General features: G+C 65.8%; 28 protein-coding genes and 1 riboswitch. Of the genes, 13 read left to right on the forward strand and 15 right to left on the reverse strand.

The window, feature by feature from the left end:
• The first annotated feature begins 30 nt into the window (after nt 1–30).
• Nucleotides 31–762, forward strand: a complete 732-nt coding sequence (locus V7E00_RS03385; RefSeq protein ID WP_333571269.1) for a hypothetical protein — start codon at nt 31–33, stop codon at nt 760–762.
• A 7-nt stretch (nt 763–769) separates the two neighbouring features.
• Here the strand turns inward: V7E00_RS03385 and V7E00_RS03390 are convergent, their stop codons facing one another.
• Both V7E00_RS03390 and V7E00_RS03395 read right to left on the reverse strand, forming a co-directional pair.
• A complete protein-coding gene (locus V7E00_RS03390; protein WP_333571270.1) occupies nt 770–1,096 on the reverse strand; it encodes a hypothetical protein in 327 nt (108 codons plus the stop codon).
• Nucleotides 1,039–1,269 (reverse strand): hypothetical protein, encoded by a 231-nt coding sequence (locus V7E00_RS03395; RefSeq protein ID WP_333571271.1) that lies wholly within the window; start codon nt 1,267–1,269, stop codon nt 1,039–1,041. The genes V7E00_RS03390 and V7E00_RS03395 overlap by 58 nt, the downstream gene beginning before the upstream one ends.
• Nucleotides 1,270–1,369: 100 nt before the next feature.
• Between V7E00_RS03395 and V7E00_RS03400 the strand changes: the two genes are divergently transcribed.
• Both V7E00_RS03400 and V7E00_RS03405 read left to right on the forward strand, forming a co-directional pair.
• Nucleotides 1,370–1,975: a S24 family peptidase gene (locus tag V7E00_RS03400; RefSeq protein ID WP_333571272.1), complete on the forward strand. Its 606-nt coding sequence runs from the start codon at nt 1,370–1,372 to the stop codon at nt 1,973–1,975.
• The gene (locus tag V7E00_RS03405) at nt 1,972–2,592 is read left to right on the forward strand and encodes a class I SAM-dependent methyltransferase (protein ID WP_333571273.1); all 621 of its coding nucleotides are present in this window, start codon (nt 1,972–1,974) and stop codon (nt 2,590–2,592) included. The genes V7E00_RS03400 and V7E00_RS03405 overlap by 4 nt, the downstream gene beginning before the upstream one ends.
• A 36-nt stretch (nt 2,593–2,628) precedes the next feature.
• Here V7E00_RS03405 and V7E00_RS03410 read toward each other — a convergent pair whose 3' ends face one another.
• From V7E00_RS03410 to V7E00_RS03425, 4 genes are all read right to left on the reverse strand, one after another.
• On the reverse strand, nt 2,629–4,668 hold the full coding sequence (locus V7E00_RS03410) for a M13 family metallopeptidase (protein ID WP_333571274.1): 2,040 nt from the start codon (nt 4,666–4,668) through the stop codon (nt 2,629–2,631).
• A gap of 150 nt (nt 4,669–4,818) precedes the next feature.
• Complete coding sequence (gene glnA, locus V7E00_RS03415; protein ID WP_141986329.1) at nt 4,819–6,231, reverse strand: type I glutamate--ammonia ligase; 1,413 nt, start codon at nt 6,229–6,231, stop codon at nt 4,819–4,821.
• A 93-nt stretch (nt 6,232–6,324) separates the two neighbouring features.
• The gene (locus V7E00_RS03420) at nt 6,325–6,663 is read right to left on the reverse strand and encodes a P-II family nitrogen regulator (protein WP_010544265.1); all 339 of its coding nucleotides are present in this window, start codon (nt 6,661–6,663) and stop codon (nt 6,325–6,327) included.
• 166 nt (nt 6,664–6,829) lie between these two features.
• A complete protein-coding gene (locus V7E00_RS03425; protein ID WP_333571275.1) occupies nt 6,830–8,137 on the reverse strand; it encodes a methyl-accepting chemotaxis protein in 1,308 nt (435 codons plus the stop codon).
• A gap of 228 nt (nt 8,138–8,365) precedes the next feature.
• Between V7E00_RS03425 and V7E00_RS03430 the strand changes: the two genes are divergently transcribed.
• Together V7E00_RS03430 and V7E00_RS03435 are read left to right on the forward strand one after the other, a co-directional pair.
• Nucleotides 8,366–8,542, forward strand: coding sequence for a hypothetical protein (locus tag V7E00_RS03430; protein ID WP_333571276.1), 177 nt, complete (start codon nt 8,366–8,368; stop codon nt 8,540–8,542).
• Nucleotides 8,543–8,668: 126 nt separating this feature from the next.
• On the forward strand, nt 8,669–9,484 hold the full coding sequence (locus tag V7E00_RS03435; RefSeq protein WP_333571277.1) for a ferredoxin--NADP reductase: 816 nt from the start codon (nt 8,669–8,671) through the stop codon (nt 9,482–9,484).
• Nucleotides 9,485–9,526: 42 nt separating this feature from the next.
• Here the strand turns inward: V7E00_RS03435 and V7E00_RS03440 are convergent, their stop codons facing one another.
• Complete coding sequence (locus V7E00_RS03440) at nt 9,527–10,579, reverse strand: threonine aldolase family protein (RefSeq protein ID WP_333571278.1); 1,053 nt, start codon at nt 10,577–10,579, stop codon at nt 9,527–9,529.
• A gap of 51 nt (nt 10,580–10,630) precedes the next feature.
• Nucleotides 10,631–10,742, reverse strand: a riboswitch (SAM-I-IV-variant riboswitch).
• Nucleotides 10,743–10,947: 205 nt separating this feature from the next.
• Nucleotides 10,948–11,772, reverse strand: a complete 825-nt coding sequence (gene map, locus V7E00_RS03445; protein WP_333571279.1) for a type I methionyl aminopeptidase — start codon at nt 11,770–11,772, stop codon at nt 10,948–10,950.
• Nucleotides 11,773–11,825: 53 nt separating this feature from the next.
• Here map and V7E00_RS03450 point away from each other — a divergent pair, with 53 nt between their 5' ends.
• Nucleotides 11,826–12,581, forward strand: coding sequence for a competence/damage-inducible protein A (locus tag V7E00_RS03450; RefSeq protein ID WP_333571280.1), 756 nt, complete (start codon nt 11,826–11,828; stop codon nt 12,579–12,581).
• A 111-nt stretch (nt 12,582–12,692) separates the two neighbouring features.
• Here V7E00_RS03450 and V7E00_RS03455 read toward each other — a convergent pair whose 3' ends face one another.
• The 6 genes from V7E00_RS03455 to V7E00_RS03480 all read right to left on the reverse strand — a co-directional run bounded on the left by V7E00_RS03455 (nt 12,693) and on the right by V7E00_RS03480 (nt 19,983).
• A complete protein-coding gene (locus V7E00_RS03455) occupies nt 12,693–15,611 on the reverse strand; it encodes a TonB-dependent receptor plug domain-containing protein (protein WP_333571281.1) in 2,919 nt (972 codons plus the stop codon).
• A gap of 366 nt (nt 15,612–15,977) precedes the next feature.
• Complete coding sequence (locus V7E00_RS03460) at nt 15,978–16,907, reverse strand: bifunctional riboflavin kinase/FAD synthetase (RefSeq protein ID WP_333571282.1); 930 nt, start codon at nt 16,905–16,907, stop codon at nt 15,978–15,980.
• Between the two features lie 48 nt (nt 16,908–16,955).
• Complete coding sequence (locus V7E00_RS03465) at nt 16,956–17,441, reverse strand: hypothetical protein (RefSeq protein ID WP_333571283.1); 486 nt, start codon at nt 17,439–17,441, stop codon at nt 16,956–16,958.
• Nucleotides 17,442–17,534: 93 nt separating this feature from the next.
• Entirely contained in the window at nt 17,535–18,719 is a 1,185-nt protein-coding gene (locus V7E00_RS03470; RefSeq protein ID WP_333571284.1) for a dipeptidase, read from the reverse strand.
• Nucleotides 18,716–19,192 carry a dihydrofolate reductase gene (locus V7E00_RS03475; protein WP_333571285.1) on the reverse strand — a complete coding sequence of 159 codons (477 nt, stop codon included), beginning with the start codon at nt 19,190–19,192 and terminating at the stop codon, nt 18,716–18,718. The genes V7E00_RS03470 and V7E00_RS03475 overlap by 4 nt, the downstream gene beginning before the upstream one ends.
• Nucleotides 19,189–19,983, reverse strand: a complete 795-nt coding sequence (locus V7E00_RS03480; protein ID WP_333571286.1) for a thymidylate synthase — start codon at nt 19,981–19,983, stop codon at nt 19,189–19,191. Before V7E00_RS03480 ends, V7E00_RS03475 begins: the two co-directional genes overlap by 4 nt.
• Before the next feature lie 117 nt (nt 19,984–20,100).
• Here V7E00_RS03480 and V7E00_RS03485 point away from each other — a divergent pair, with 117 nt between their 5' ends.
• From V7E00_RS03485 to V7E00_RS03510, 7 genes are all read left to right on the forward strand, one after another.
• Nucleotides 20,101–20,493, forward strand: a complete 393-nt coding sequence (locus V7E00_RS03485; RefSeq protein ID WP_333571287.1) for a JAB domain-containing protein — start codon at nt 20,101–20,103, stop codon at nt 20,491–20,493.
• A gap of 194 nt (nt 20,494–20,687) precedes the next feature.
• Complete coding sequence (locus tag V7E00_RS03490) at nt 20,688–20,903, forward strand: hypothetical protein (RefSeq protein WP_333571288.1); 216 nt, start codon at nt 20,688–20,690, stop codon at nt 20,901–20,903.
• A 35-nt stretch (nt 20,904–20,938) separates the two neighbouring features.
• Nucleotides 20,939–21,157, forward strand: coding sequence for a DUF551 domain-containing protein (locus V7E00_RS20035; protein WP_443019168.1), 219 nt, complete (start codon nt 20,939–20,941; stop codon nt 21,155–21,157).
• A 36-nt stretch (nt 21,158–21,193) separates the two neighbouring features.
• A complete protein-coding gene (locus V7E00_RS03495; RefSeq protein WP_333571289.1) occupies nt 21,194–21,460 on the forward strand; it encodes a hypothetical protein in 267 nt (88 codons plus the stop codon).
• A 111-nt stretch (nt 21,461–21,571) separates the two neighbouring features.
• Nucleotides 21,572–22,108 carry a hypothetical protein gene (locus V7E00_RS03500; protein ID WP_333571290.1) on the forward strand — a complete coding sequence of 179 codons (537 nt, stop codon included), beginning with the start codon at nt 21,572–21,574 and terminating at the stop codon, nt 22,106–22,108.
• Between the two features lie 322 nt (nt 22,109–22,430).
• The gene (locus V7E00_RS03505; protein WP_333571291.1) at nt 22,431–22,709 is read left to right on the forward strand and encodes a hypothetical protein; all 279 of its coding nucleotides are present in this window, start codon (nt 22,431–22,433) and stop codon (nt 22,707–22,709) included.
• A 50-nt stretch (nt 22,710–22,759) separates the two neighbouring features.
• Nucleotides 22,760–22,912, forward strand: a complete 153-nt coding sequence (locus V7E00_RS03510; RefSeq protein WP_333571292.1) for a hypothetical protein — start codon at nt 22,760–22,762, stop codon at nt 22,910–22,912.
• A gap of 84 nt (nt 22,913–22,996) precedes the next feature.
• Here the strand turns inward: V7E00_RS03510 and V7E00_RS03515 are convergent, their stop codons facing one another.
• On the reverse strand, nt 22,997–23,977 hold the full coding sequence (locus tag V7E00_RS03515) for a right-handed parallel beta-helix repeat-containing protein (RefSeq protein ID WP_333571293.1): 981 nt from the start codon (nt 23,975–23,977) through the stop codon (nt 22,997–22,999).
• Nucleotides 23,978–23,988: the final 11 nt, after the last annotated feature.

The following is a 23,988-nucleotide window of genomic DNA, read 5'->3' on the forward strand; positions in this document are numbered from 1 at the left end:
CACGTGGTCGCACACGTATCGGGTGAATGCATGAAGATGCCGCTCGTACCCCTGGCTGCCGTATTCCTCGGCGGCGTCTCGGCGCTGACAGCGTTCGTCCTTCCGGCGACGGCGCTGGAGGCCATGGTTTCGGCAAAGGACGGCGCGGGCTGGGGCACGCAGGCCGCACCCTTGATGGCAGGTGCTTCTCGCCTCGTCTTGGCAATTGCTACCGGTGCCATTGCCGCTGGGGCAGGGGCGTTCCTCGCCCACCGGCTGTTGCGGAGCGCGCGCGCGACGGGCGCGGCAGCAAGCCTCGATTCCCTGCCGACCCCGCGCGTCCGACGGGCCGACTCCCATCCCGATGCCCGCCCGCGCGCACCGCTGCGCGCGACGCACGAGCTCGACATTCCCGCCTGGGCCGCGGCGGCTGCGCCCGAAGCCGAAGTCCCCGCCCCGGCGGAGCGGGAGCTGCCCGTCGATCTGGAGCAGCCGCTCGCGGCCTTCGATCCGCTGGCGATCCCCGCCGTGCCGCTGCCGCCCCCGGTGCCGCCGCGCCGGGAGCGGGCAGCGAGCGCCGCACTCCGCAACGCGGCCGCCCGCGATCCCGCCGATAGGCTCGTCCGCCCCGAAACCGACGCCACGGTCCACGCGCTGCTCGAGCGGCTGGAACGGGGCGTCGTGCGGCGCAGTCAGGTGGCGCAGACCCGGAGGCGGGTCCGCACCGATCGCGGCCTGGACGACGCGCTTGCCGCGCTGCGGAGCCTTGCGCGCCAGGCCTGAGCGCCGATCAGCATTCCTCGACGGTCAGCGCCTCCAGAACGACGTTCAGCCGGTCGTCGTCAGCCGCGCGGGAAGCGACCTGCAGGTCTGCGACGAGATGCCCGGGAAGCGGGAGCTCAAGGTCCGGAAGCGCGGCGAGCCATGCTTCCGCCGCCGGCGTGGGCGCCAGCGTCAGCGCCAGCTGGTGGCGGGCGCCGGTGAAGGTCACGCTGGCCCAGGGCACCCAGTGCGCCTCGATCACCGCCACCGTGCAGCCCTGCGCCGCCGCCGAGGCGATCAGCGTCCGTTCGAGCCGCGCCCCGACATCGCGCCGCCGCGCCGCCCGGGCTGCCACACCGGTGGGGCGGCGAGGAAGGCGCGCAGCCGCGCTGCCAATGCCGGCCCCGGTACGCGGCCCTGCCGCAGATCGCCGACCAGGCGCGGATCCCCCGCCGCCAACCGCCCGAACCGTGTTGCCGGCATCCGCGTCCGTTCCAGGAACGCTTCGATTTCCCCATGCAAGGACATCCATGTCCTCCTCCTTCGACTCGGATGATCACGATATGTTCTCATCTGAGTCTTGCCTAGGAAAAATCCTACGTGTAGGAAAGGGGCTATGGAAGCCGATGTGCAACGGGCAAATTTTGCGAAGCTGGTCGCCGCGCGCGGGCTGCGGCTGGCGGCGCTGTCGCGCGTGCTGGGGCGCAATCCGGCCTATCTGCAGCAATATCTGATGCGCGGGTCGCCGCGCGAACTGCCGGAGCGGGACCGGGCGCGGCTGGCGGAATATCTGGGCGTGGACGAGACGCTGCTCGGCGGGCGTCGCGCGGCCGATCTCGCCATCGTGCCGCGGATCGAGGTGGCGGCTTCGGCAGGCCCCGGCGGCTGGGCGGAGGACGAGGCACTGCGCGCGCCCTTTGCCTTTCCCCCGGCGCTGCTCCGCCAGCTCGGCGTTCGTCCGGAAGCTGCGTCGATGGTGTGCGTCGCCGGGGATTCGATGGAGCCGACGCTGCACGACGGCGACGATGTCCTGATCGATCGCGACCGCTGCCGCATCGATCCGCGGGGCATCTTCGTGCTGCGGGTGGAAGGCGAACTGGTGGTGAAGCGGGTGCGCGCAGCCGTGGGCGGTGTGGAACTCGTGAGCGACAATCCGGCGCATCCGGTGCGGTTTGCCCGTGCCGGCAGCTTCCAGCTGCTCGGGCGGGTGGCGTGGCTGGGGCGCGTTCTGTGACGGACGCGGCGGGAATCGCTGCCTTCATCCAGGCGCGGCTGCCGGTCACCCCGGTGCCCGGCCTGCCTGAACTGTGCTTGCACAAGGCCGATCCGGCGAGCGGAGTCGGGCGTCTGGGCGATGCGGCGCCCTATTGGGCCTATTGGTGGGCAGGGGGGCTGGCATTGGCCCGGCACCTGCTCGCGTATCCCGATCTGGTGGTGGGGCGCCGCGTGTTCGATCTTGGCGCCGGATCCGGGCTGGTCGGGATCGCCGCGGCGCGGGCAGGGGCGGCGCATGTCACCGCGTCGGAGATCGACGTGCATGCGCAGACGGCGATCGCGCTGAACGCGGCACGGAACCGCGTGACGATCGCCGCCATCGTGGGGGACTGCACCGCGGGCCCCGCGCCCGATGCCGACCTGCTGCTGGTCGGCGATGTCTTCTATGCGCCCGACGTGGCGGCGCGCGTGACAGGCTTCCTCGATCGCTGCGCGACGGCGGGGGTGGAGGTGCTGGTGGGGGACCCTTGGCGTGCGCCGCTGCCGGTGGAGCGGATGGCGTTGCTCGCCAGCTATGAGGTCGCCGAAATCGGCACCGCAAGGCGCGCGGGCGTGTTCGCCTATCGCGCGCCCTGAAGGCGGAAGCCGGGGGCAGGGGCCCCCGGCCTCGGCTTACCAGACGTGGACGCGCGCTTCCGGCGCAAGGTACAGCGCGTCGCCCGGCTTGACGCCGAACGCCTTGTACCATTCATCCATGTTCCGGACGATGCCGTTGACGCGGTACTTGTCCGGGCTGTGCGGATCGGAGAGCAGCTGCGCCCGCACCGCGCCCTCGCGCGCCTTGCCCTGCCAGCTCGCGGCATAAGCGAGGAAGAAGCGCTGATCGCCGGTCAGGCCGTCCAGCACCTTGGGTTCGCCGTGCCGCGCGACATAGCGGCGGTAGGCGGCATAGGCGACTTCGAGGCCGCCGAGATCCGCCAGGTTCTCGCCAAGGGTCAGCTGGCCCTTGATGTGGACGCCGGGGATCGGCTCATAGGCGTCGAACTGCTTGACCAATGCCTGGGCGTGCGCGGTGTAGCGCTCGGCCGACTGCGCCGTCCACCAGTCGCGCAGCTTGCCGCTGGCATCGAACTGGCGGCCTTCGTCGTCGAAGCCATGGCCCATCTCGTGGCCGATCGTGGCGCCCGTCTCGCCATAGTTCACCGCCGGATCGGCGGCGGGATCGAAGAAGGGCGGCTGGAGCTGGGCGGCCGGGAAGGTCACCTGGTTCATCACCGGATCGTAATAGGCGTTCACCGTCTGCGGGGTCATTTCCCACAGGGTACGGTCGACCGGCTTGCCGAGCCGTGACAGCTGGAGGTTCCACTCGAATTCGTCCGAGGCGAGATCGTTCGCCAGCGGATCCGTGGCGCTGACCTGCATCGCGGCATAGTCGACATATTTGTCCGGATGGCCGATCCGCGGATCGAACGCGGCGAGCTTGGCCAGCGCTTCCTTGCGGGTGGGCGCGTCCATCCAGGCGGCGGCCTTGATCTTGTCGGCATAGGCCGCGCGCAGATCCTCCACCAGCTCCTTCGACAGCGCCTCGGCGTCCTTGCCCCAATGGCGCTCGGCATAGATCTTGCCGATCGCCTCGCCCAGCGCGCCGTTCACCAGGCGCACGCCGCGCTTCCAGCGCTCCGACTGCGCCTGCACGTCGCGGAGCGTGCGGCTGTAGAAATCGAACTGCGCTGCGTCGAACGCCTTGGGCAGATAGGCGGCATGATCGCTGATGAAGCGGAAGCGCAGCCAGTCCTTCCAGGTGGCGAGCGGCACGTCGCCCAGCCGCTTAGCGGCGGCGGTCACTGCCGTCGTCTCGCGCACGATGACGGTTGGCATCTTGCCCAGCCCCTGATGGGCGAGCACGGCGTCCCAATCAAATTCCGGCGCCAGCTTGGCCAGCTGTGCGCGATTCATGGGATTGTAGGTCTTCTGCGGATCGCGGCGCGCTTCGGGCGTCCACTGGTCCTTGGCCAGGCTGGTCTCCAGCGCCAGAATCGCGTCCGCCTTGGCCTCGGCATCGGGGATGCCCGCCAGCTGCTGGATCTTCACGATATAGGCGCGATAGGCCTTGCGGATCGTCTCGTACTTCTCGCCCGGCAGCAGGTAATAGTCGCGGCTCGGCAGGCCGAGCCCGGCCTGGCCGGCCATCACGGTGTAGCGGGTCGGATCCTTCTCGTCGGCGGAGATGCCGATGCCGATCGGGCTGGCATAGCCATGATCTGCCATCAGCAGTTCGAGCGCGCGGCGATCCTGCACCGCGTCGATGCGGGCGAGATAGGGCTTGAGCGGCGCCGTACCGCGTGCCTCGATACCGGCCTCGTCCATGAACGCATGGTAGAAGGTCGCTACCTGACGGAGCACGGGATCGCTGGGCGCCTTGCCCGCATCCTCGATCAGCTTGCGCACCTCGACTTCGGTTTCGTCGGGCAGGTCGTAGTTATAGCCGATCCGGGCCTTGTCCGGTGCGATCGGCGCGTCACGCAGCCAGCTGCCCAGCGCAAAGGCGTAGAAGTCGTCGCCCGGCTTCACGCTGCGATCCATCGTGGTGAGGTCGACGCCCCAGTTGCCATATTTGGCCTGGGCGCTGGTCTGGGCGGTGGTCTGGGCAAGGGCGGGAGAGGCGAGCAGGGAAGTGCCGAGCAGCAAGGCTGCGAGACGCGGAAGACGCATGGAGGCGGAGTCCTTCTGGGTGATGTAGCTGGCTAGCACGGTGGACCGGCCCGCTCAATCGGTTCGCGGTGTGCCGGCGCGCGCAATCGCGAAAGGAAAAGGGCGCCCGGATCGCTCCGGACGCCCTTTCCTGAAACCGATCCTGGCGGATCAGCTCGAATAGTACATGTCGTACTCGACCGGGCTCGGGGTCATTTCCCAACGGGCCACGTCGGCGCGCTTGATCTCGATATAGGCCTCGATCTGGTCCTTCGAGAACACGTCGCCCTTCAGCAGGAAGTCGAAATCGGCTTCCAGGCTGTCCAGCGCCTCGCGGAGCGAACCGCACACGGTCGGCACTTCGGCCAGTTCGGCCGGGGGCAGATCGTACAGGTTCTTGTCCATCGGGTCGCCCGGGTGGATCTTGTTCTGGATGCCGTCCAGGCCCGCCATCAGCAGCGCCGAATAGCAGAGATACGGGTTGGCCAGCGCGTCCGGGAAGCGGAATTCGACGCGCTTCGCCTTGCTGCCGGTGCCGTACGGGATGCGGCACGAGGCCGAGCGGTTGCGGCTCGAATAGGCGAGCAGCACCGGCGCCTCATAGCCCGGGACCAGGCGCTTGTAGCTGTTGGTCGAGGGGTTGGTGAAGGCGTTCAGCGCCTTGGCATGCTTGATCACGCCGCCGATGAAGTAGAGGCAGGTGTCGCTGAGGCCGGCATAGCCGTTGCCGGCGAACAGCGGATTGCCCTTTTCCCAGATCGACATGTGGGTGTGCATGCCCGAGCCGTTATCTTCCTTGATCGGCTTCGGCATGAAGGTCGCGGTCTTGCCATAGGCCTGCGCGACCTGGTGCACGACATACTTGTAGATCTGCATGCGATCGGCGGTGGTCACCAGCGTGCCGAAGGTCAGGCCCAGCTCGTGCTGTGCGGCCGCGACTTCGTGATGGTGCTTGTCGCAGGGCAGGCCCATTTCGAGCATGGTCGAGACCATCTCGCCGCGGATGTCGACGGCGCTGTCGACCGGCGCGACCGGGAAATAGCCGCCCTTGGCGCGCGGACGGTGGCCGAGGTTGCCGGCCTCATATTCGCGGCCAGAATTGCCCGGCAGCTCGATGTCGTCGATCTTGTAGTAGCTGGTCGAGTAGCTGTTCTCGAACCGCACGTCGTCGAACATGAAGAATTCGGCTTCGGGGCCGACATAGATGGTGTCGCCGATGCCGGTGGTCTTCAGATACGCCTCGGCACGCTTCGCGGTCGAGCGCGGGTCGCGGGCGTAGAGTTCGCCGGTCGACGGCTCGACGATGTCGCACACCAGGATCAGCATCGGGGTCGCCGAGAACGGATCGATCCACACCGCGTCCAGATCCGGCTTCAGGATCATGTCGGACTCGTTGATCGCCTTCCAGCCCTCGATCGACGAACCGTCGAACATCAGGCCGTCGGTCAGCTCGTCCTCGCCCAGGATCGACGCGACCATGGTCAGGTGCTGCCACTTGCCCTTGGGGTCGGTGAAGCGCAGGTCGATCCACTCGATCTCCTGGTCTTTCACCATCTTCAGGATGTCACTGGCCGAATTCGCCATCGTAGGTGCCCTTTCGCTCTCTTTCGTCTGCCCAACGAATCGGGCAATAAAATTGCTCGTGCGCCGGCCTCATCGCCGCCGCCTTAGCCTTCGTCAAACGGCGTTTTCGTTCCGCTCCCCGGTGCGGATGCGCAGCGCGGTCTCGACCGGGATCACGAAGATCTTGCCGTCGCCGATCCGGCCGGTTTGCGCGGCGGCGGCAATCGCCTCCACAACGCGTTCGGCCAGCGTGTCTTCCACCACCACTTCCAGCTTCACCTTGGGCAGGAAGTCCACGACATATTCGGCGCCGCGATAGAGCTCGGTATGGCCCTTCTGGCGGCCGAAACCCTTGGCTTCGGTGACGGTGATCCCCGAGACGCCCACTTCGTGCAGCGCCTCCTTCACTTCATCCAGCTTGAACGGCTTGATGATGGCCTCGATCTTTTTCACATGGTCCCCCAGGCAGCGGTTTCGGGCCGCGACAGGTCTGATTCCTGGGTGTTTAGCAACCTGCATGCCAGAACGGGAATAGCCAGCGTGCCCCCACGCGCCGAATGGATTTCAGCGCGGGATTCTGCCTGATTATCGGGCAGCGCCTGCCCAATCGCGCGGCAGTTCAGGCGGCGCGGACCTCGAGCAGGAAGCGATCGACGCCTTCCGACAGGGCTTCCGCCTCACCAAGCAGCGCGGTGGAAAGATCGGCGATGGCATGGGCGTTGCCGGCGGCGGCGTGGGCAGACGCGCGTACGCTCTCGATATCGTCCTGCACGCCGCGGGTGCCGGCGACGCTTTCATTGACGTTGCGGGCAATGCTGTGCGTCGCATGATGCTGCGCGTGGACGGCACGCTCGATGCTGGCCGAGAGGCCGGCGATCCCGCTGATGGCCTGCTCCACCTTGCCATGATTGGCGGTGACCCGGTCCACCACCGCCCGGACGCCGGCGACCTTGGTGCCGATGCTGTGCGCGGCCTGACGCACCTGGGCCGACAGCGCCTTGATCTCGTTCGCCACCACAGTGAAGCCGCGGCCGGCCTCGCCAGCCCGGGCCGCTTCGATCGCCGCATTGAGCGCGAGCAGGTTTACCTGGCCCGCTATCTCGCCGATCGTCGAGGTGACTGCACCCACCGTTTGCGCGAAGGCGTCGAGCTCGGCGGTGCCGAGCCGACTGTCCTCGACCAGCGCCACCGTTTCGGCCGCGGAGGTGCGGGCGGTTACGGTGTCGCGCCCGATGGCCTCCAGCGTCGCCGCCAGCGCATCCGATTCCCGGGCGATTGCGGCAAGGTTGTCGCTGCCCTGCGCCGCGGCCGCGGCAAGCGCCGTCGCCGAGGCGCTGTTGGCTGCGGCGCGTTCGACGGTGGCGCCGGCACTCGACCGCAGCGTGCTGGCAAGGTCGCGCAACTGGCCCGCCATCGCGCCGACCTCTGCCTCGATCCGCTCGCTGGCAGCCTCGATGCGCCGCGCGCGTGCGGTCTGGAGGGCTGCCTCGCGCAGCCGGTCCTCTGCAGCGAGCTGGATGATGCGGCGGTTGCTGATCGCGGCGAACAGCTGCCCGCCGCGGGTGAGGATCATGCCTTCCTGCCCTTCGGCGGCGGCATAGGCCTCGACCAGCGCGCGCAGCGGCTGCGCGTAATCGGCGGTGGGGCAGGGCCGCACCATCGATTGCAGCCGCCGGCCGTACGCCGGGTTGCGCAGCAGCGCGTGGCCATAGGGGTTGAGCAGCAGCCGCCGCACGTCCTTCTCGAACAGTGCGCCCAGCGGCCGTCGCGCGGAATCGAGCACCGGCAGCAGGCGCAGCGAAGGATCGTCCTGGAAGCAGCGCACCGCCTCGCCCAGCGGCGTCTCCAGCGTCAGCCACGGCGGGGTGCGCTCGGCGGCAGTGAGCCATTCGAAGAGGAAGCGGAGATGGGCAGGTGTGTCGAGCATCGATGCCCCCGGTAGGGCAGCGCGGTAAACGAGCGATTAGTGTTTGATGACAGCTTTGCGACACATGCCCATCACATCTCCGAACATTTGCGGCTGATGCTCGTTTAGGGGGTGATGGGTGTGGTCCCATCGCCCGGCAGGGGATTTTCGATGCGGTTGCCGCCAATGCATGCGCCAGCCGAGTTGCGACGACGGATCGCCGACGCAGTCGCGCCAGCGGGCGTTCGCGTGATTACGGTCGCAAGGGGCTCGCTGGTGCTGATGGTGCACGGCCTGTGCGCGGTGGCGCCCGTGCAGCAAAATGATTGCTGGATCGAGGCCGCGGGCGGCACCCTGGATGCGGAGGATGCCACTGCGTTGCTGGACCACTGGACCACCGGTGCCCCGATGGGACGCAGCGTTTAGCGGCCCGAAGCGCTACTTTCTGGACGCGGACGGCTTCCGGTGGCACAGGGCCGCCTTCGTGTTTTCCCATCCCGGCCCCGCATCGCGGCCTGCCGGGCGATCAGAGCGTTACGAGGACCCGCTTTCATGACCGTCGACACGCGCGCGCCCGCGCTGCTTCCCGAACACCCCGCCTTCGCCACCGCCAAGGTGCTGTGGGTCCGCCACTGGAACGAGCATCTGTTCAGCTTCGCCATCGAGCGGCCGGCCAGCTTCCGCTTCCGCTCCGGCGAGTTCGTGATGATCGGCCTGCAGGGCGAAGGCGACAAGCCGCTGATGCGCGCCTATTCGGTGGCCAGCCCGTCCTGGGCGGAGGAGCTCGAATTCCTCTCGATCAAGGTGCAGGATGGCCCGCTGACCTCGAAGCTGCAGAAGATCGTGCCAGGCGACGACATCTATCTCGGCAAGAAGTCGACCGGTACGCTGGTCGCCGACGCGCTGCTGCCGGGCCGTCGCCTGTTCATGCTGTCCACCGGCACCGGCCTGGCGCCGTTCCTCAGCGTCGCGCGCGATCCCGAGATCTATGAACGCTTCGAGCAGGTGATCGCGGTGCACAGCGTCCGCCGGGTGAGCGACCTCGCCTATCACGACGAACTCTCCGCCAAGCTGGCCGAGGATCCGCTGATCGGCGAGCAGGCGGCCCAGCAGTTCCACTATGTGCCGACCGTCACCCGCGAGCCGTTCCACACCAGCGGCCGGATCGGCGAGCTGCTGGAGAACGGCAAGCTGTTCGAAGGCGTGCCGGGCGATCCGGTGCTGCACCCGGAGACCGACCGCGTGATGCTGTGCGGATCGATGGACATGATCCGCGACTTCGCGGCGCTGCTGGAAGGCAAGGGCTTCAAGGAAGGCTCGAACAACGCGCCGGGCGACTTCGTGATCGAGCGCGCCTTCGTCGGCTGATCGGCTATGGCCTCCCCCGGTCAAGCGGGGGAGGCATTCCGCTCAGGCCGCCAGCGCCGTCGTGCCGCTTACCGCGCGGATATCTGCGGCGAGTTGGTCCACCCGCGCCGGATCGGCGTCCCACGCAAACATGAATCGCGCGCCCCCGCCGATGAAGGTGTAGAAGCGCCAGCCGCGCGCGCGCAGTCCCTCCAGCACCGTCTCCGACGCGCGGACGAACACGCCGTTCGCTTCCACCGGGAACATCAGCTCGATGCCGGCGAGGCCGTGGATCTGTGCCGCCAGCCGCTGCGCGCAAGCGTTGGCGTGGGCGGCGTTGCGCAGCCAGGCGCCGTTCTCCAGCATGCCCACCCAGGGGGCCGCCAGGAACCGCATCTTGGAGGCAAGCTGGCCCGCCTGCTTGCAGCGATAATCAAAGTCCTGCGCCAGCGCGCGATCGAAGAAGAGTACGGCTTCGCCCACGGCCATGCCGTTCTTGGTGCCGCCGAAGCACAGCACGTCCACGCCGGCACGCCAGGTGATGTCCGCCGGATCGCAGCCCAGCGTCGCCACGGCATGGGCGAAGCGGGCACCGTCCATGTGCAGCTTCAGGCGAAGCTCGCGGCAGACGGCCGAGAGGGCCTTCACTTCGTCCACCGTGTAGACCTGGCCGGTCTCGGTGGGCTGGGTGATCGTCACTACGCGCGGCTTGGGGAAATGGATGTCGGAGCGGCTGGTGGCCACGGCGCGCACTGCGGCCGGCGTCAGCTTGCCGTCCTCGCTCTGCGCGACGAGCAGCTTGGAGCCGTTGGAGAAGAATTCCGGCGCGCCGCATTCGTCCGTCTCGACATGCGCGGCGGCCGAGCAGATCACGCTGTGGTAGGACTGGCACAGCGCCGCGAGCGCCAGCGAATTGGCCGCGGTGCCGTTGAAGGCGAAGAACACCTCGCACTCGGTTTCGAACAGCGTCCGGAAGGCATCGGCGGCGGTGTGCGTCCAATGATCATCGCCATAGGCGGGCGCGTGGCCGGTATTGGCCGCTTCCATCGCTGCCCATGCCTCGGGGCAGATTCCGGCATAATTGTCGCTGGCGAATTGCTGGGCTTCGGTCGTCACGCTGTACTGCCTTCTTCCTGTTCCAGGAGGCGGGCGACGACAGGAAATGTGGCGTGGACACCGTGTTGCCGGGTTCGGCCACATCCCTCCACTTGGTCATGGAGGCACCACCTTGCACGGGGCAGGTTGGTGCCGGGCGTCGGCCCGACTCTTGATGCTGGGAGCGCGGATAGCGGAAGTTGCGGTGGCGCGCAAGATTGTTACGGGGCGCCATTTGCAGTTGGCGGCGGCCGCCTCACCTTACCAACGTCATCCTCGCGAAGGCGGGGATCCATTGGCGCTGAATCGTCGGCTCTTGCCCCCGGCGCCCAGGCGAATGGATTCCTGCCTTCGCGGAATGACGGAGGTTCGGCCTCGGTCCGCCGTCCTCAATAGGGCGGCTGGTGCAGGCCCTTCGGGCTCAGCGTGAAGATCTCGCAGCCCGTTTCGGTGATGCCGATTGAATGCTCGAACTGCGCCGAAAGCGAGCGGTCGCGTGTTACCGCCGTCCACCCGTCTTCGAGCAGCTTCACGTCCGGGCGGCCGATGTTGATCATTGGCTCGATGGTGAAGAACATGCCCGGGCGCAGCTCGGGGCCCGTGCCGGGGCGGCCGACATGCACCACCTCGGGCGCGTCGTGGAACACCTGGCCCAACCCGTGGCCGCAGAAATCGCGGACGACGCCGTAGCGATGCTTCTCGGCATGGCGCTGGATCGCGTGGCTGATGTCGCCCAGATGGTTGCCCGGCTTGGCCTGCTCGATGCCGAGCATCAGGCACTCATAGGTCACGTCGACCAGCCGGCGCGCCTTGATCGGCACGTCACCGACCAGATACATGCGACTGGTATCGCCGTGCCAGCCGCCGAGCAGCGGGGTGACATCGATGTTGACGATGTCGCCGTCCTTGAGGACGCGGTCGCCCGGGATGCCGTGGCAGACGACATGATTGATCGAGATGCAGCAGCTATGCGTATAGCCGCGATAGCCGAGCGTCGCGGGAACGCCGCCGCCCGCGACCGTCATGGAGCGGACGATGTCGTCCAGCTCCTGCGTCGTCACGCCGGGTACGACATGCGGCACCAGCGCGTCGAGAATCTCGGCGGCGAGGCGGCCCGCCTTGCGCATGCCTTCGAAGCCTTCCGCGCCATGGAGCTTAATCGCATGGCTGCGCGCCTGCGGCATGTCCGCCGTCACGTTCACATATTCGGTCATCCCGCACATATAGGCATTTGCACCCGCCTTTGCGAGAGCGTAGCGCTAGGCACATGCACGAGCGGATCTGGACAGCGGCCTTGGTGGTGATCGGCGACGAAATCCTGTCGGGCCGAACCCAGGACAAGAATATCGCGCAGCTCGCCACCTGGGCGAACGCGCAGGGCATCCGCCTCGCCGAGGTGCGGGTGGTGCCAGACAGGCAGGAGGCGATCGTCGAGGCGGTGAACGCGCTCCGCGCCCGCAACGACTATTGCTTTACGACCGGCGGCATCGGCCCCACCCATGACGACATCACCGTCGATGCAATCGCCGCGGCGCTGGGCGTGCCGGTGGTCGTCCATCCGGAAGCGCGCACCGCACTGGAGGCCTATTATGCGGCCAAGGGCGGGCTGACCGAGGCGCGTCTGCGGATGGCGCGGGTGCCCGAAGGTGCCGACCTCATCGTCAACCGCATGTCCGGCGCGCCGGGGATCCGCTGGGGTAACATCTTCATCCTGGCCGGCGTGCCGCACATCGCGGCGGGCATGCTGGACGCGCTGACCGGCACGCTGGAGGGCGGCCTTCCGGTCGTGTCGCGCACGATCGGCTGCTGGGTAGCCGAGAGCGAGATCGCCGATCTGCTGGGCGATACCGAGCGGGCGCAGGAAGGAGTGTCGATCGGCAGCTACCCGTTCTTCCGCGAGGGCCGGGTCGGGGCGAACTTCGTCGTGCGCGCGACGGATCCTGCAGTGGTCGACCGGTGCATCGCGATCCTTGCCGAGGGGCTGGAAGCCCGCGGTTTCGAGGCCGTCGACGGCGGGATCTGAGCACGGGCCTCGGCTCGCCCGCAGTGCGCCGCTTTTTTTGCTGCGACCCATAAAAAAGGAGCGGCACTCCGAAGAATGCCGCTCCCATTCCATCGAACCCTTGCGGATTGATCAGAACTTGAAGGTCGCACCCACGTACAGCATGCGGCCGTACAGGTCGTAGGTGTTCGCCACCGTCTGCGTGCCCGGCCAGGTGACAGTATTAGTGTCGCCGAAAACGGGCGGCTTGGTGTCGAGCAGGTTGTTCACGCCGGCATACAGCTCCATCTGCTGCTTGCCGCCCACGATGATCTTGCCCTGCAGGTTGTGGTAGAAATAGGCAGAGATGCGCTGCGCATCCTCGTCGCCCAAATTGTCCGTCAGCGGGCCCATATAGTCCATGCGGTAGTTCAGCTGGAACTTCGGGGCGCTGAACGTAACGTTGGCCACGGCCTTGTCCTTGAAGCCCGAACCGAGGCGACCGCAGCTGTAGCAGTCGGCCTGGCCCAGCTCGTTCTGCACCGGACCACCCGGGAAGGGGGTCTGCTGCTGCTTGAGGCGGTGGTTGTACTGGACGTTGAAGTCGAAGCGCGATGCGCCGACCGGGATCGCGTAGCGGGCTTCGACGTCGATGCCCGACACCAGGAACGAACCGGTGTTCAGGTTGAGCGCGTTGACGCGGGTGATGAAGCCGCTGCTGTCACGGACCACGTTATTGCAGAACAGCGGGTTGCCGGTGTTGATGCACTGCTCGACCGATACCTGCTGGCCGATGATGCCAATCGCGTTCTTCACCTTGATGGTGTAATAGTCCACCGTCATGCTGAAGTTCTTGAAGAAGGTCGGCGTGATCACGGCACCGGCGGTGAGCGTGTCTGCCGTTTCCTCGCGCAGGTTCGGGTTGCCGCCCAGCAGGCCGTCGATCCCCTGGATCTGGGCCGTCGAGTAGACGAACGAACCGGCGCTGGTGCCCGGAATATTGCTGCATGCCGGATTCGCTGCGCCGACTGGTGCGCCATCACCCTTGCCGGCACCACGGTCGCACAGGTCCTTAATGGCGGGGAAGGTCTGGCTCAGCGACGAGTAAAGCTCGCCGATGTTCGGCGCACGGGTTGCGCGCGAGTAGACGCCGCGGAAGCGGATGTCTGCCGTCGGTGCGAAGGTCGCGCCGCCCTTGAAGCTCCACACGCCGCCGACGGTCGAATAGTCGGCATAGCGCGCCGCGCCTTCGAGGCCGAGATAGTGCAGGCCCGGACGGTCCTCCACGATCGGTGCGACGACTTCGAAGAAGCCTTCCTTGACGTTGAAGCTGCCCTGGGTGTTGGTAATCTGGTTGCCCGCGCTGAGGCCCGCCTGGGTGAACGGATCGAAGATCTCGGTGCTCTTCTCGTGACGATATTCGCCGCCGAACGAGATCGCGATCGGACCGCCCCACAGCGAGAATAGGTCGCCGTTGATGCTGCCGGACACGACGTCCTGGTTCACCTTCGCCAGATAGTCATAGGCGACGTTGGTGCCGTTGACGAGCTGGACGGTGTTGCCGTCGATCAGGGTCACGTTGCGGGTCGGACCGGTATACTTCTGCAGGAACTGCGCGGCCGCCGCCGAGACGGTGTTGAAGCCGAAGATGTTCATCGGCACGCAACCCGCCGCGCGCGCCGCCGCATCCGAGCAGCGGACCTGGCCGTCAGGGCCGATCTCGTTGTTCAGCGCCGCACCGTAGTTCGGCGTGTAGATCGACTGGGCGGTGGTGTGGTCGCGGCTTTCCGAATGCTCGTAATAGATGTCGTACGACCAGTTGGTGCCGGCAGTGAACTGGCCCTTCGCACCGATCACGCCGCGATAGAAATCACGCTCGTTCTGGTTGCTGCGGCTGAAGATGTCGTTCGAGCGACGGCGGAACTGGATGACGTTCACGCCATTGGCGATCGCCGCCGCTCGCACCGCTGCCGGTACGTAGGGGCTGCTGATCGGAATGCCGGCATAGGCCGAACCGTCGAAGTTCAGCGCTGCTCCCGCGCCGGTGTTGGCGATGGCCGAGGGCTCGAGCGAGGCGTTCGAGTTGGTGCGCGTATACTGGCCCTGCGCGTACAGCTTGAACGCATCCGAGAAGTCGTAATGCGCGAGCACGGCGCCCTGGTAGCGCTCGACCGGCACGGACAGCAGGCGATCGCCGTTGCGGTTGTAGCCGTCAATGTTGGGGCTCTCGTACCCCTTCAGATTGTTCGCGCCGTCGAAGGTGAAGGTGCGCCCGCTGGTCGGCGAAAACGCCGATTGGGTCTTCACGTTGCTGACATCGAACAGGCCCTGCGCTGCATAGGAGCTGCGGTTGGGGATGTCGGTCGAGGAGAAGCTGCGGTTGCGCGAGGGTAGGCCATGATCGTTGTCATAGCTGAAGTTCGCGGTCACGTTGCCGCGGCCGCCGCCGAAGTTCTGCCCGCCGGTGATCGACACATACTGGCGCGCCGCATCGCCCTTGTCGGACAGGGTGTTCTGCGCACGCACGCGCAGGCCCTGGAAGTCGTTCTTCAGGACGAAGTTGACGACGCCCGCGATCGCTTCCGAACCATAGACAGCCGAGGCGCCGCCGGTGACCACGTCGATACGCTCGATCAGGTCGGTCGGGATGTTGTTGACATCGACTGCCGAGCTGCCGGCGATGCCCAGCGAACGACGGCCGTCGATCAGCACCAGGGTGCGCGACGAGCCGAGGTTGCGCAGGTTCACCGTCGCCGTGCCGTTGCCGGTGTTCGAGAAGTTCGAGCTGGTGCGGCTGACATTCTGGCCAACGGCCGGCAGCGTTGCGAGCACGTCCTGGATGTTGGACGCGCCGGTCTGCTGGATACGCTCTGCCGTCACCACCGCGACCGGGGTGGATGCCTGAAGATCGGGACGCGCGATGCGCGAGCCGGTGACGACGATTTCCGAACCTGCGCCCTGCTGTGCGGCGTCATCCTGGTCCTGCGCCATTGCAGGCGCGGCAAACAAAGCCATGCCCCCGATACCTGCCAGCGCGGTGCCGGCCCGGAGGGCGTACGCGAAACGAGACATACCCATTTTCTTCCTTGTTGCGCGCACCCGTGCTGCTCGCAGCTGGCGCGCGCGCTCCCTAAATGTGTCGAAAGCACTGCGTAACCACGACACAAGCGGCCCGAATGAGCCGGTGTAACCGAAGTGTAAAGGCGAAGCCTGCGGGGAGCCGCAGCTTTGTCGGCGCATGTGGCCTGCATAACACGGTTGTGATGGATTTGTGCGTTTGCGAGAAACAAATATTCAACATGACAACAATTTATGTGGTAATGTTATCGTCGTTTGTTGCTGCGCAGCATGGCGCGCGGTCGCGCTTACGCCTGCGCGATCGGCGCTTTTTCAACTTCGAAGTTGCAGACGCGAAGGGGTGGCCTCCGGAGGAGGGCGTCAGGGACGCAGCGACAGCAGCGTTCGTGCCCGCGCGGCATCCTGGTCCATCTGCGCGGTCAGTGCCTCCAGGCTGTCGAACTTGGCTTCGGGCCGAAGATAGTCGATCAGTTCCACCTCCACGGTCTGGCCGTAGAGATCGCCGCTGAAATCGAAGAAGAAGCTTTCCAGCAGTTCGATCGGGGGATCGAAGCTGGGCCGGATGCCGAGGTTCGCCACCCCGTTCAGCATGCGCCCGTCGGGTAGCCGGCCTCGAACGGCGTAGATGCCGTATCTGGGGCGCAGATACTTGCCGAGCCGCATGTTGGCGGTGGGATAGCCGAGCTGGCGGCCCAGCTTGGCGCCGCCTTCCACTTCGGCCGCAATGGCGAACGGCCGCGTGAGGAGCATGGCGGCGCCGTGCGGATCGCCGGCCTGGAGAAGCGCACGAATGCGGCTGGAAGAGACGGTTTCGCCCGCCAGCGTCACCGGCGCCACCGTCTCCGCGGTGAAGCCCAGTTCGGCGCCCAGTGCAGCCAGCATCGCGACATTGCCTTCGCGGCCCTTGCCGAAGGTGAAGTCCTCGCCGGTCACCACCCCGGCGGCACCCGCCGTATCGACCAACTGCTCGGCGAACTGGCGGGCGGTCAGGCGGGCAAGGGTGGCGTCGAAATGGAAGACCAGCATGCCTGCCGCGCCCGCCGCGGCGAACAGCCGTTCGCGCTGGTCGAGCGTCGTCAGGCGGAAGGGCGGGGCATCGGGCTGGAAGAAGCGGCGGGGATGCGGATCGAAGGTTGCGACGATCGCTGGCCTCCCTTCGGCGCGAGCGCGCTCCACCGCACGGCCGACCACCGCCTGGTGCCCAAAATGGAAGCCATCGAAATTCCCCAGCGCAACGATCGCGCCCCTGAGAGGAGACGGAACCGCCGAGCCGCCATCCAGCCGCTGCATGCCTCGGCTATAGGGATTGGCCGGGTCGATGCCAATGGGGTGGGGTTATCAATGCCGTGCGGGTGCTTCGATCCTGATGTCCGCTTTCGCGGCTGCGCCGGCTTTCTGAGCATCGATGTCCGCGGCTACCTTGATCCCGACCAGTAGAGTCAGAAAGCAGGCGATCCAAAGCGTAGCGGGGCCCGCGGGGCCGGAAAATTGCAGACTGAATATCTTGAACGCGATGTCGCCATCCAATCGCCTCGCGGCTGAGAGGTGTTCGAACAAGGTCACGATGCCGAAAGCTGCCCCGGCGGCGAGTGGAACGCCAAATAAGTTTGTCGCGCCTGCTTCTTGGATGAGGAAGGTGAAATGCTTAAATCCTTCAGCATCTGATATGCGTGCAAAGATATAGAAGCCAAGCAATCCGATATAAGCCACTAATACGATGAATATCATGGCGATGAAGCCCATTCTGAAGATGCTGGCATCTTCTGCCTCACGGATGAATTCGCTTGCTTTCGCTTCTGCTGAGTCGCTTGCATCGTTGCGCATTTCCATTCTCCCAGATGGATTCGTTATGCCTCAGGATTTTGACAATGATGAGAGATATAGTGACTTCGACATAATGTGAAGCCTTCGTTGCGTTCAACCAACGATAGAGCTTGCGGGCGCCATCCCGGCGCACAGCACGCGCAGGGCGTTGCCCCCGATCACCTTGGCGATTTCCTGTTCGGAGAAGCCGCGATCGACCAGCGCCTGCGTCACCACGACCAGCTGCGAGGCATCGAAGCCCGTCGTCACCGCGCCGTCAAAGTCCGATCCGAGCCCGACATGGTCGATTCCCACAAGATCGCGGACATGGGCGATCGCTTCGGCCACGGCCTTGGGGCTGGTCGAGCAGACCGCCGCTTCCCAATAGCCGATCCCGATCACGCCGCCGGTGCGGGCGATGCCCCGAATCTCGTCGTCGGTCAGGTTTCGGTTGACCTTGCACGTCGCCTGCACGCCGCCATGGCTGGAGACGACCGGCCGCCGCGCCATGGCGAGGATGTCCGCCACGGCCGCATGGCTGGCATGGGCGACGTCGACGATCATGCCCAGGGATTCCATCCGGCGCAGCACCTGCCGCCCCAGCGGCGTCAGGCCGCCCTTTGCGCGCCCGTGCATGGAACCAGCCGCCTCGGTATCGAAGAAATGCGCGAAGCCCGCCATGCGGAAGCCCGCAGCGTAGAGCCGGTCGAGATTGGCAGGTTTGCCCTCCAGATCCTGCAGCCCCTCGATCGAGAGCAGCCCGCCGGTCACCCTCCGCCCCGCAGCGCGATCGGCAAGCAGCCGGTCGAGATCGGCGGGCGTGCGGATCAGCCGGAGCTGGCCGTTCGACGCATCGGCGGCGCGCGCCAGCTTGGTTGCATGCCAGAGCGAGCGTTCGAGCAGCGATCCCCAGGTGCGCGGCGGCTGGAGCTGGGCGATCGCGAGCAGGGTGATGTTGTCGCTGTTCGCGTCGTTGGCGTCGTAATTCTGGTGCCGCGGGGTCTTCGTGACGGAGGAGAAGACCTGCAGCGCGACATTGCCCGCCTGCAGCCGGGGCAGATCCACCTGCCCGCGGTCCGCGCGGTCGAGCAGGTTGCGCCGCCACAGCAGCGTATCGGCGTGCAGGTCGGCAATCGCGAGCCCGGCGTGGAGCGCGCGGGTCTGCGCCGTGACCCGGGGCAGGGCGGACGGCGCCACCCGGTTCATCCCTGCTTCCACCACTGCCGGTGCGATCCCGAAAAAGCCGAAGGCGGCGATGGCAAGCACCGCGGCCATGCCGATCAGGATCGGTCGCTTCATCCGCGCCGCGCCAGCGTCACGAAGGCATAGGCCGGGCGACCGCCCTCGGCGGGATGTTCCTCCCGCGTGATTTCTTCCCAAGCGACCGGATCGAAGGCGGGGACATGGGCGTCCCCCTCGGCATCGAGATGGACTTCGGTGAGTTCGATGCGATCGGCGCGATCGAGGAACAGCGCGAAGATCTCCGCGCCGCCGATCACCGCCGCGTCCATGCCCGCCAGCGCCAGCGCTTGCCCGATGTCATGGGCGACCTCCGCGCCTTCCGCCCGCCAGGCGGCATCGCGGGTCAGCACGATGTGCCGCCGGCCCGGCAGCGGCGCGGGGAAGGACTCGAAGGTCTTGCGGCCCATGATCATCGGCCGCCCCATCGTCTGCGCCTTGAAGCGCTTCAGGTCGGCGGGCAGTCGCCAGGGCAGCTGGCCGTCGCGGCCGATCACGCCATTGTCGGCGCGGGCCAGGTGGAAGCTGATCATATCGCGACGGGCGCCTTGATGTGCGGCTGCGCGACATAGTCGTGGATCGCGAAATCCTCATACTCGTACGCGTCGATCGACGGCGCCTTGCGGAGGATCTCCAGCCGCGGCAGCGGACCCGGCGTGCGGCTGAGTTGCTCCTGGGCCTGCTCAAGATGGTTGAGGTAGAGGTGGCAGTCGCCGCCGGTCCAGATGAAGTCGCCCACCTCCAGCCCGGCCTGCTGCGCCAGCAGATGGGTGAGCAGCGCGTAGCTGGCGATGTTGAACGGCACGCCGAGGAAGATGTCGGCGGAGCGCTGGTAGAGCTGCAGGCTCAGCCGACCATTGGCGACATGGCACTGGAACAGGCAGTGGCACGGGGCCAGCGCCATCGCGCCCAGCTCGCCCGGGTTCCAGGCGGAAACGATCATCCGGCGCGAGGCGGGGTTGGTCTTCAGCGTTTCGATCAGCTCGGCGATCTGGTCGATATGGCGGCCGTCCGCCGTCTCCCAATCGCGCCACTGCTTGCCATAAACGGGCCCGAGATCGCCATTCTCGTCGGCCCATTCGTCCCAGATGCTCACCTTGCGTTCCTGCAGCCAGCGGACATTGGTGTCGCCGCGCAGGAACCAGAGCAGTTCGATCAGGATCGAACGGATATGGAGCTTCTTGGTGGTGAGCAGCGGGAAGCCTTCCCGCAGATCGAAGCGCATCTGCGCGCCGAACACGCTGCGCGTGCCGGTACCGGTGCGGTCCATCACCTCCACGCCGTCGTGGAGCGCGCGGGCCATCAGATCGAGATATTGACGCATCGGCGAAGCCTAGCGGCGGCAGGCGCGCGAGTCATCCGCCTTCGCGCGTCGGCCCATTGCTCCGCTTCGGAGCGGGTTGCGGTATGGCCCGCAGGACCATGGTGGCAGGGAAGGGCCATGCCGCCTTGCTCGCAGGCCCCTTATATCGTCGACGCACCGGCCGCGCAGGCATTGTTCGCCCGGCTCGGAACGGCACCGGTCGAAATCGCCGCCTTTGCCTATCTTGCCCGCGACGGTCGGCTGCTGGGCATGCGGCATTTGCAAGTAGGGCAGGTGGACGCCGTCGACGTGCCTGTTCGCCGGGTGGTGGCCGATGCGCTCGCCTTCGATGCGGCGGCGGTGCTGATGGCACATAATCACCCGAGCGGCGATCCCAGGCCCAGCGCTGCCGACCGGGAAACCACGCGACGGCTGCTGCGCGCGCTGGAGCCAGTGGACGTGCGGCTGCTGGATCATCTGGTGCTGGCGCGGGGTGAGACAGCGAGCTTCCGGGCGCTGGGCTGGCTCTAGCAAGGGGCTGGAGCGGGTGAAGGGAATCGAACCCTCGTCGTAAGCTTGGGAAGCTTGCGCATACCCGAAAAAGTGACGGTTTTCTGCCGTTTCTGCATCGGCGCTACCGTGAACACAGGCGGAACATCCGGCCTGTTTCCCGCACTTTTACCGCAAGCTTACCGCGCGGAGATCGCCCGCCTGAGTGCAGCCGCATGACCCGTGAGACCGTATCCGTGCGCAAGTGGCGGCAGTGGGAGCGCAGGGCTGTAACGCTGCTCCTGAAGAGCCAGGATTTGCTGAGCGACATGATCGCCGAGCTTGGGGAAGATAGCGCAGAGACAGACTATGCGGACGGCGTTGTCGAGCAGGCTGATAACTTGGCGTATCTTCTGCACCGGCAAGCCAACGCGAAAGGCACCCTCAAGTGACCCGTGAGATAGTAGAGGAAACCGTGATGGAATGGATGCCGATTGAAAGCGCGCCGAAGGATGGGACGGATATCCTTGCCTGGTGTACGCAATTCAATGGCACACCGGTTATTGTCCGGTGGGATGACGACAAATACGCAAAAAATCCCATCCCCCGATGGGGAACCAGAGATCGCGTTTTTGGCGCTAGAGATTTCCTAACCAAGCCGCCGACCCACTGGATGCCGCTTCCCGCTGCACCCTCTGCCGCATGACCCGCCACCCCACAGAGGTAGAGATAGGAGGATGATGTGAGCGAGGAAGCAGAAAAGCCGCTGAACCTCAGCGGGTATTACATCGACTTTGAGCCGACCGGCGTGTTTGAGATTGACCTGATCCTGTCGGCAGTCGCTCGGGCAGGAAAGGCCTATCACAGCACCGAAGACTGGGATGAGGAAACGCCTCCCTACGACCATCGGTTCAAGGGCAACACCCCGCTGGACTGGATTCAGAACGCCGCGAATGATGCTGCTGCCGCTCTCTCCACCCCTGATAGGATGAAGGAGGAAGGGTTGTGACGACTAATGAAGATGGGCGCGTGCCAGAGGCCCCGGGCTTTCGTGCTTCGCATCGAGCCGCTGCGCGTCTCGCCCGTGCCGGCTTCAATCCCTCGCGCAAGGAGAACTGATATGGGCCGTGAAGTGCGCCGCGTGCCTGCCGATTGGCAGCATCCTAAGACCTACAACGAATATCGCCGTGAGATGACTTACGTCCCGCTTTTTGAGGGCAGCGATTACGAACAGCGCGCCGCAGAATGGGATGAGGAATGGGCTAAGTGGCAGGATGGCATATGCCGCGCGTACGGAGACGGTCCGGAGTGGGAGCCGATCGAAGAAAAGCACCGCCACATGCGCTACACCGACTATGCCGGCTCGCGCCCGTCGCCAGATGACTATATGCCCAACTGGCCCAAGGAGCAGCGGACGCACCTCATGATGTATGAGGACACTTCGGAAGGCACGCCTATCTCGCCTGCGTTTGAAACGCCGGAAGAGCTTGCCCGCTGGCTAGCCGACAACAACGCTAGCGCGTTTGCGGGTGATGGCGCGTCCTATGAGCATTGGCTGCCGATCTGTCGCGGCGGATGGGCTCCAAGCATGATCATGGCTGGCGGCGTCATGATGAGCGGCGTCGAGGGCATGGCGGAGCTGCGCGATAGCGATTGAAGCGCGGAGCGGCAAGACGCGGCACGCGGCTTGATCCCGAAGGGACGAAAGCGCGGTGGCGTAGCCAATCGCCCAAACACCAGCGGAAGGACCCTGACAATGGAACTGGTAGAGAGACTGAGAGAGACGCTTGAGACACGGGACAGGATGGCTTCCGTTTGCCCATACGACAAGCCACGGCCGCCCGCCCCAGAGAGCATATGCTCGATCTGCGGGGCCGACGACAACGATAGTTGCGGGCGCAAGGTAGCAGCGGATTATTGGCTCACTGAACAGGTTCGCGCCATCCTCTCCAAAGCCACCCCCTTAAAGGAGATCCCCAATGGATAAGCCAGAGCGAACCTCCGAAGGCGTGTTTCGCTTCCTGCCGAACGAGCATGTCCTCCACATCATAGGTTGGCCAGGGCCGGACACCGATGACTGCGAGGTGTTGCAGGACGACGGCGGCGACAAGGTGCTTATCCGCTATCAGGTTTACGGGAAGGGGCCGTTCCATGAGAATTGGGTGACCCGAGACATGATCATGTGGAAGCGCGGTAGCGAAACCAGCACCCGTTACCGTCAATGGAAGGCAGCCCTAGGAGACACCCCCAATGGATAAGATGGAGCGCGAGCCGCAATTTGTGTAAAAGCACCCCACAAGGAGGACGTATGTCAGACGAATCGTGGGCAGAAGAGTTTCGCATCCGCCACCGCGCGATGTTTGCGGCGCTGTCGGACAAGCCGCTGCCAGAGCCCACCCGCCCCGTCTCAAGGGAGCGCAAGCCCAAGGACGAAGCCAAGAGCGATGCGCCTGCTCGCTGACACCCGCACGATCAGGGGGGGGTATGCAGCCCTCCTGATCGCGGCGGCTGGGTTTATGCGGTGGTGCGGTTAGGCAGAGCGATCCTAGCGCACGTACCGGCCCCCGATCACATTACCAGCCGGAACGCCGCGCTTGCCCTCCACCAGATAATCAGGGGCGCTGTTGCCGGTGATCGTGACCGGCGAGACTGTGCGGAACCACGGCGCGTAGTTAGGACCAGCCGTGATGCGGTTGTTCAGGATATACTGTTCAGTGCCGCGTGCCAGGCTTACCGCGTTCCACATGGTCCCGCTGAACACGTTGTATTCGATGCGGATGCGGTCGTAGCCGCCGACGCCATCTTCGTCGCCGAACATGATCCCCTGGAACTCGTGCCCGGCGCTGCTTTGGAACGTGTTGCGGAAGATCAGCACATCCTTGCAACCCGATGGCTTCCGCGTGGTCCAGCACTGAATGCCGTCCGGATGCTCGCCGGGGAGCGGGCGGTAATCGCGGAAGGTGTTCAGCAGAATCTTGCCGCCACGCGCGCCGGGAATGTCGATCGCATCCGATCCGATGAACGTGAACATGTTGCCCTGGATGCCAAAGTTCGAGCAGTCGTCGCAGGTCAGCCCGATGTACAGGTCCGTGAAGGCGACGCCATTCACCGAGAAGCCATTGCTGCCCCGGATGATCATTCCCTGTAGATCGTCGCTCGGGTCGTTGTTCAGCGAGCCGTGCACGCTCCCGCCGTTGAAGCGAATGTATGCGCCGCCGCTGATCTCGATGAGCTTGTTGTATTTCGGCTCGCTCCCCCGGATGCGGGTGAACTCGATGCCGTTGAAGGTCATGCCGGTCGTGTTCTGCGTCACCAGCCGGGCAATGGTCGCCGGCCGCTGCGGATCGGCGCTCTCGACCGTCACAGGATTCCACCAAGTGCGGCTCTGTACGACGACCTGCCCGTAGTTGCCGGGGAGGAGAGCGATGCGCTCCCCTCCCTTGGCGTTCTTGAGGGCGACCGTTAGTTCGGCGGGCGTTCCGACAACCAGCGACGTGATTGCCGCTGCCAGGGTAAGCAGGCTCATACTAGCACTCC

The organism is Sphingomonas sp., assembly GCF_036731925.1.
Taxonomy (GTDB): Bacteria; Pseudomonadota; Alphaproteobacteria; order Sphingomonadales; family Sphingomonadaceae; genus Sphingomonas.

Coding starts and splice junctions, on each gene's coding strand:
- V7E00_RS03460 (WP_333571282.1), bottom strand. CDS start 16,907: ATGCAGCGGCTGGATGGCGGCTCGGCGGTTCCGTCTCCTCTCAGGGGC.
- V7E00_RS03450 (WP_333571280.1), top strand. CDS start 11,826: ATGCACGAGCGGATCTGGACAGCGGCCTTGGTGGTGATCGGCGACGAA.
- V7E00_RS03490 (WP_333571288.1), top strand. CDS start 20,688: ATGACCCGTGAGACCGTATCCGTGCGCAAGTGGCGGCAGTGGGAGCGC.
- V7E00_RS03480 (WP_333571286.1), bottom strand. CDS start 19,983: ATGCGTCAATATCTCGATCTGATGGCCCGCGCGCTCCACGACGGCGTG.
- V7E00_RS03395 (WP_333571271.1), bottom strand. CDS start 1,269: ATGTCCTTGCATGGGGAAATCGAAGCGTTCCTGGAACGGACGCGGATG.
- V7E00_RS03475 (WP_333571285.1), bottom strand. CDS start 19,192: ATGATCAGCTTCCACCTGGCCCGCGCCGACAATGGCGTGATCGGCCGC.
- V7E00_RS20035 (WP_443019168.1), top strand. CDS start 20,939: ATGCCGATTGAAAGCGCGCCGAAGGATGGGACGGATATCCTTGCCTGG.
- glnA (WP_141986329.1), bottom strand. CDS start 6,231: ATGGCGAATTCGGCCAGTGACATCCTGAAGATGGTGAAAGACCAGGAG.
- V7E00_RS03385 (WP_333571269.1), top strand. CDS start 31: ATGAAGATGCCGCTCGTACCCCTGGCTGCCGTATTCCTCGGCGGCGTC.
- V7E00_RS03485 (WP_333571287.1), top strand. CDS start 20,101: ATGCCGCCTTGCTCGCAGGCCCCTTATATCGTCGACGCACCGGCCGCG.
- map (WP_333571279.1), bottom strand. CDS start 11,772: ATGACCGAATATGTGAACGTGACGGCGGACATGCCGCAGGCGCGCAGC.
- V7E00_RS03410 (WP_333571274.1), bottom strand. CDS start 4,668: ATGCGTCTTCCGCGTCTCGCAGCCTTGCTGCTCGGCACTTCCCTGCTC.
- V7E00_RS03505 (WP_333571291.1), top strand. CDS start 22,431: ATGGATAAGCCAGAGCGAACCTCCGAAGGCGTGTTTCGCTTCCTGCCG.
- V7E00_RS03425 (WP_333571275.1), bottom strand. CDS start 8,137: ATGCTCGACACACCTGCCCATCTCCGCTTCCTCTTCGAATGGCTCACT.
- V7E00_RS03465 (WP_333571283.1), bottom strand. CDS start 17,441: ATGCGCAACGATGCAAGCGACTCAGCAGAAGCGAAAGCAAGCGAATTC.
- V7E00_RS03500 (WP_333571290.1), top strand. CDS start 21,572: ATGGGCCGTGAAGTGCGCCGCGTGCCTGCCGATTGGCAGCATCCTAAG.
- V7E00_RS03455 (WP_333571281.1), bottom strand. CDS start 15,611: ATGTCTCGTTTCGCGTACGCCCTCCGGGCCGGCACCGCGCTGGCAGGT.
- V7E00_RS03515 (WP_333571293.1), bottom strand. CDS start 23,977: ATGAGCCTGCTTACCCTGGCAGCGGCAATCACGTCGCTGGTTGTCGGA.
- V7E00_RS03435 (WP_333571277.1), top strand. CDS start 8,669: ATGACCGTCGACACGCGCGCGCCCGCGCTGCTTCCCGAACACCCCGCC.
- V7E00_RS03510 (WP_333571292.1), top strand. CDS start 22,760: ATGTCAGACGAATCGTGGGCAGAAGAGTTTCGCATCCGCCACCGCGCG.
- V7E00_RS03470 (WP_333571284.1), bottom strand. CDS start 18,719: ATGAAGCGACCGATCCTGATCGGCATGGCCGCGGTGCTTGCCATCGCC.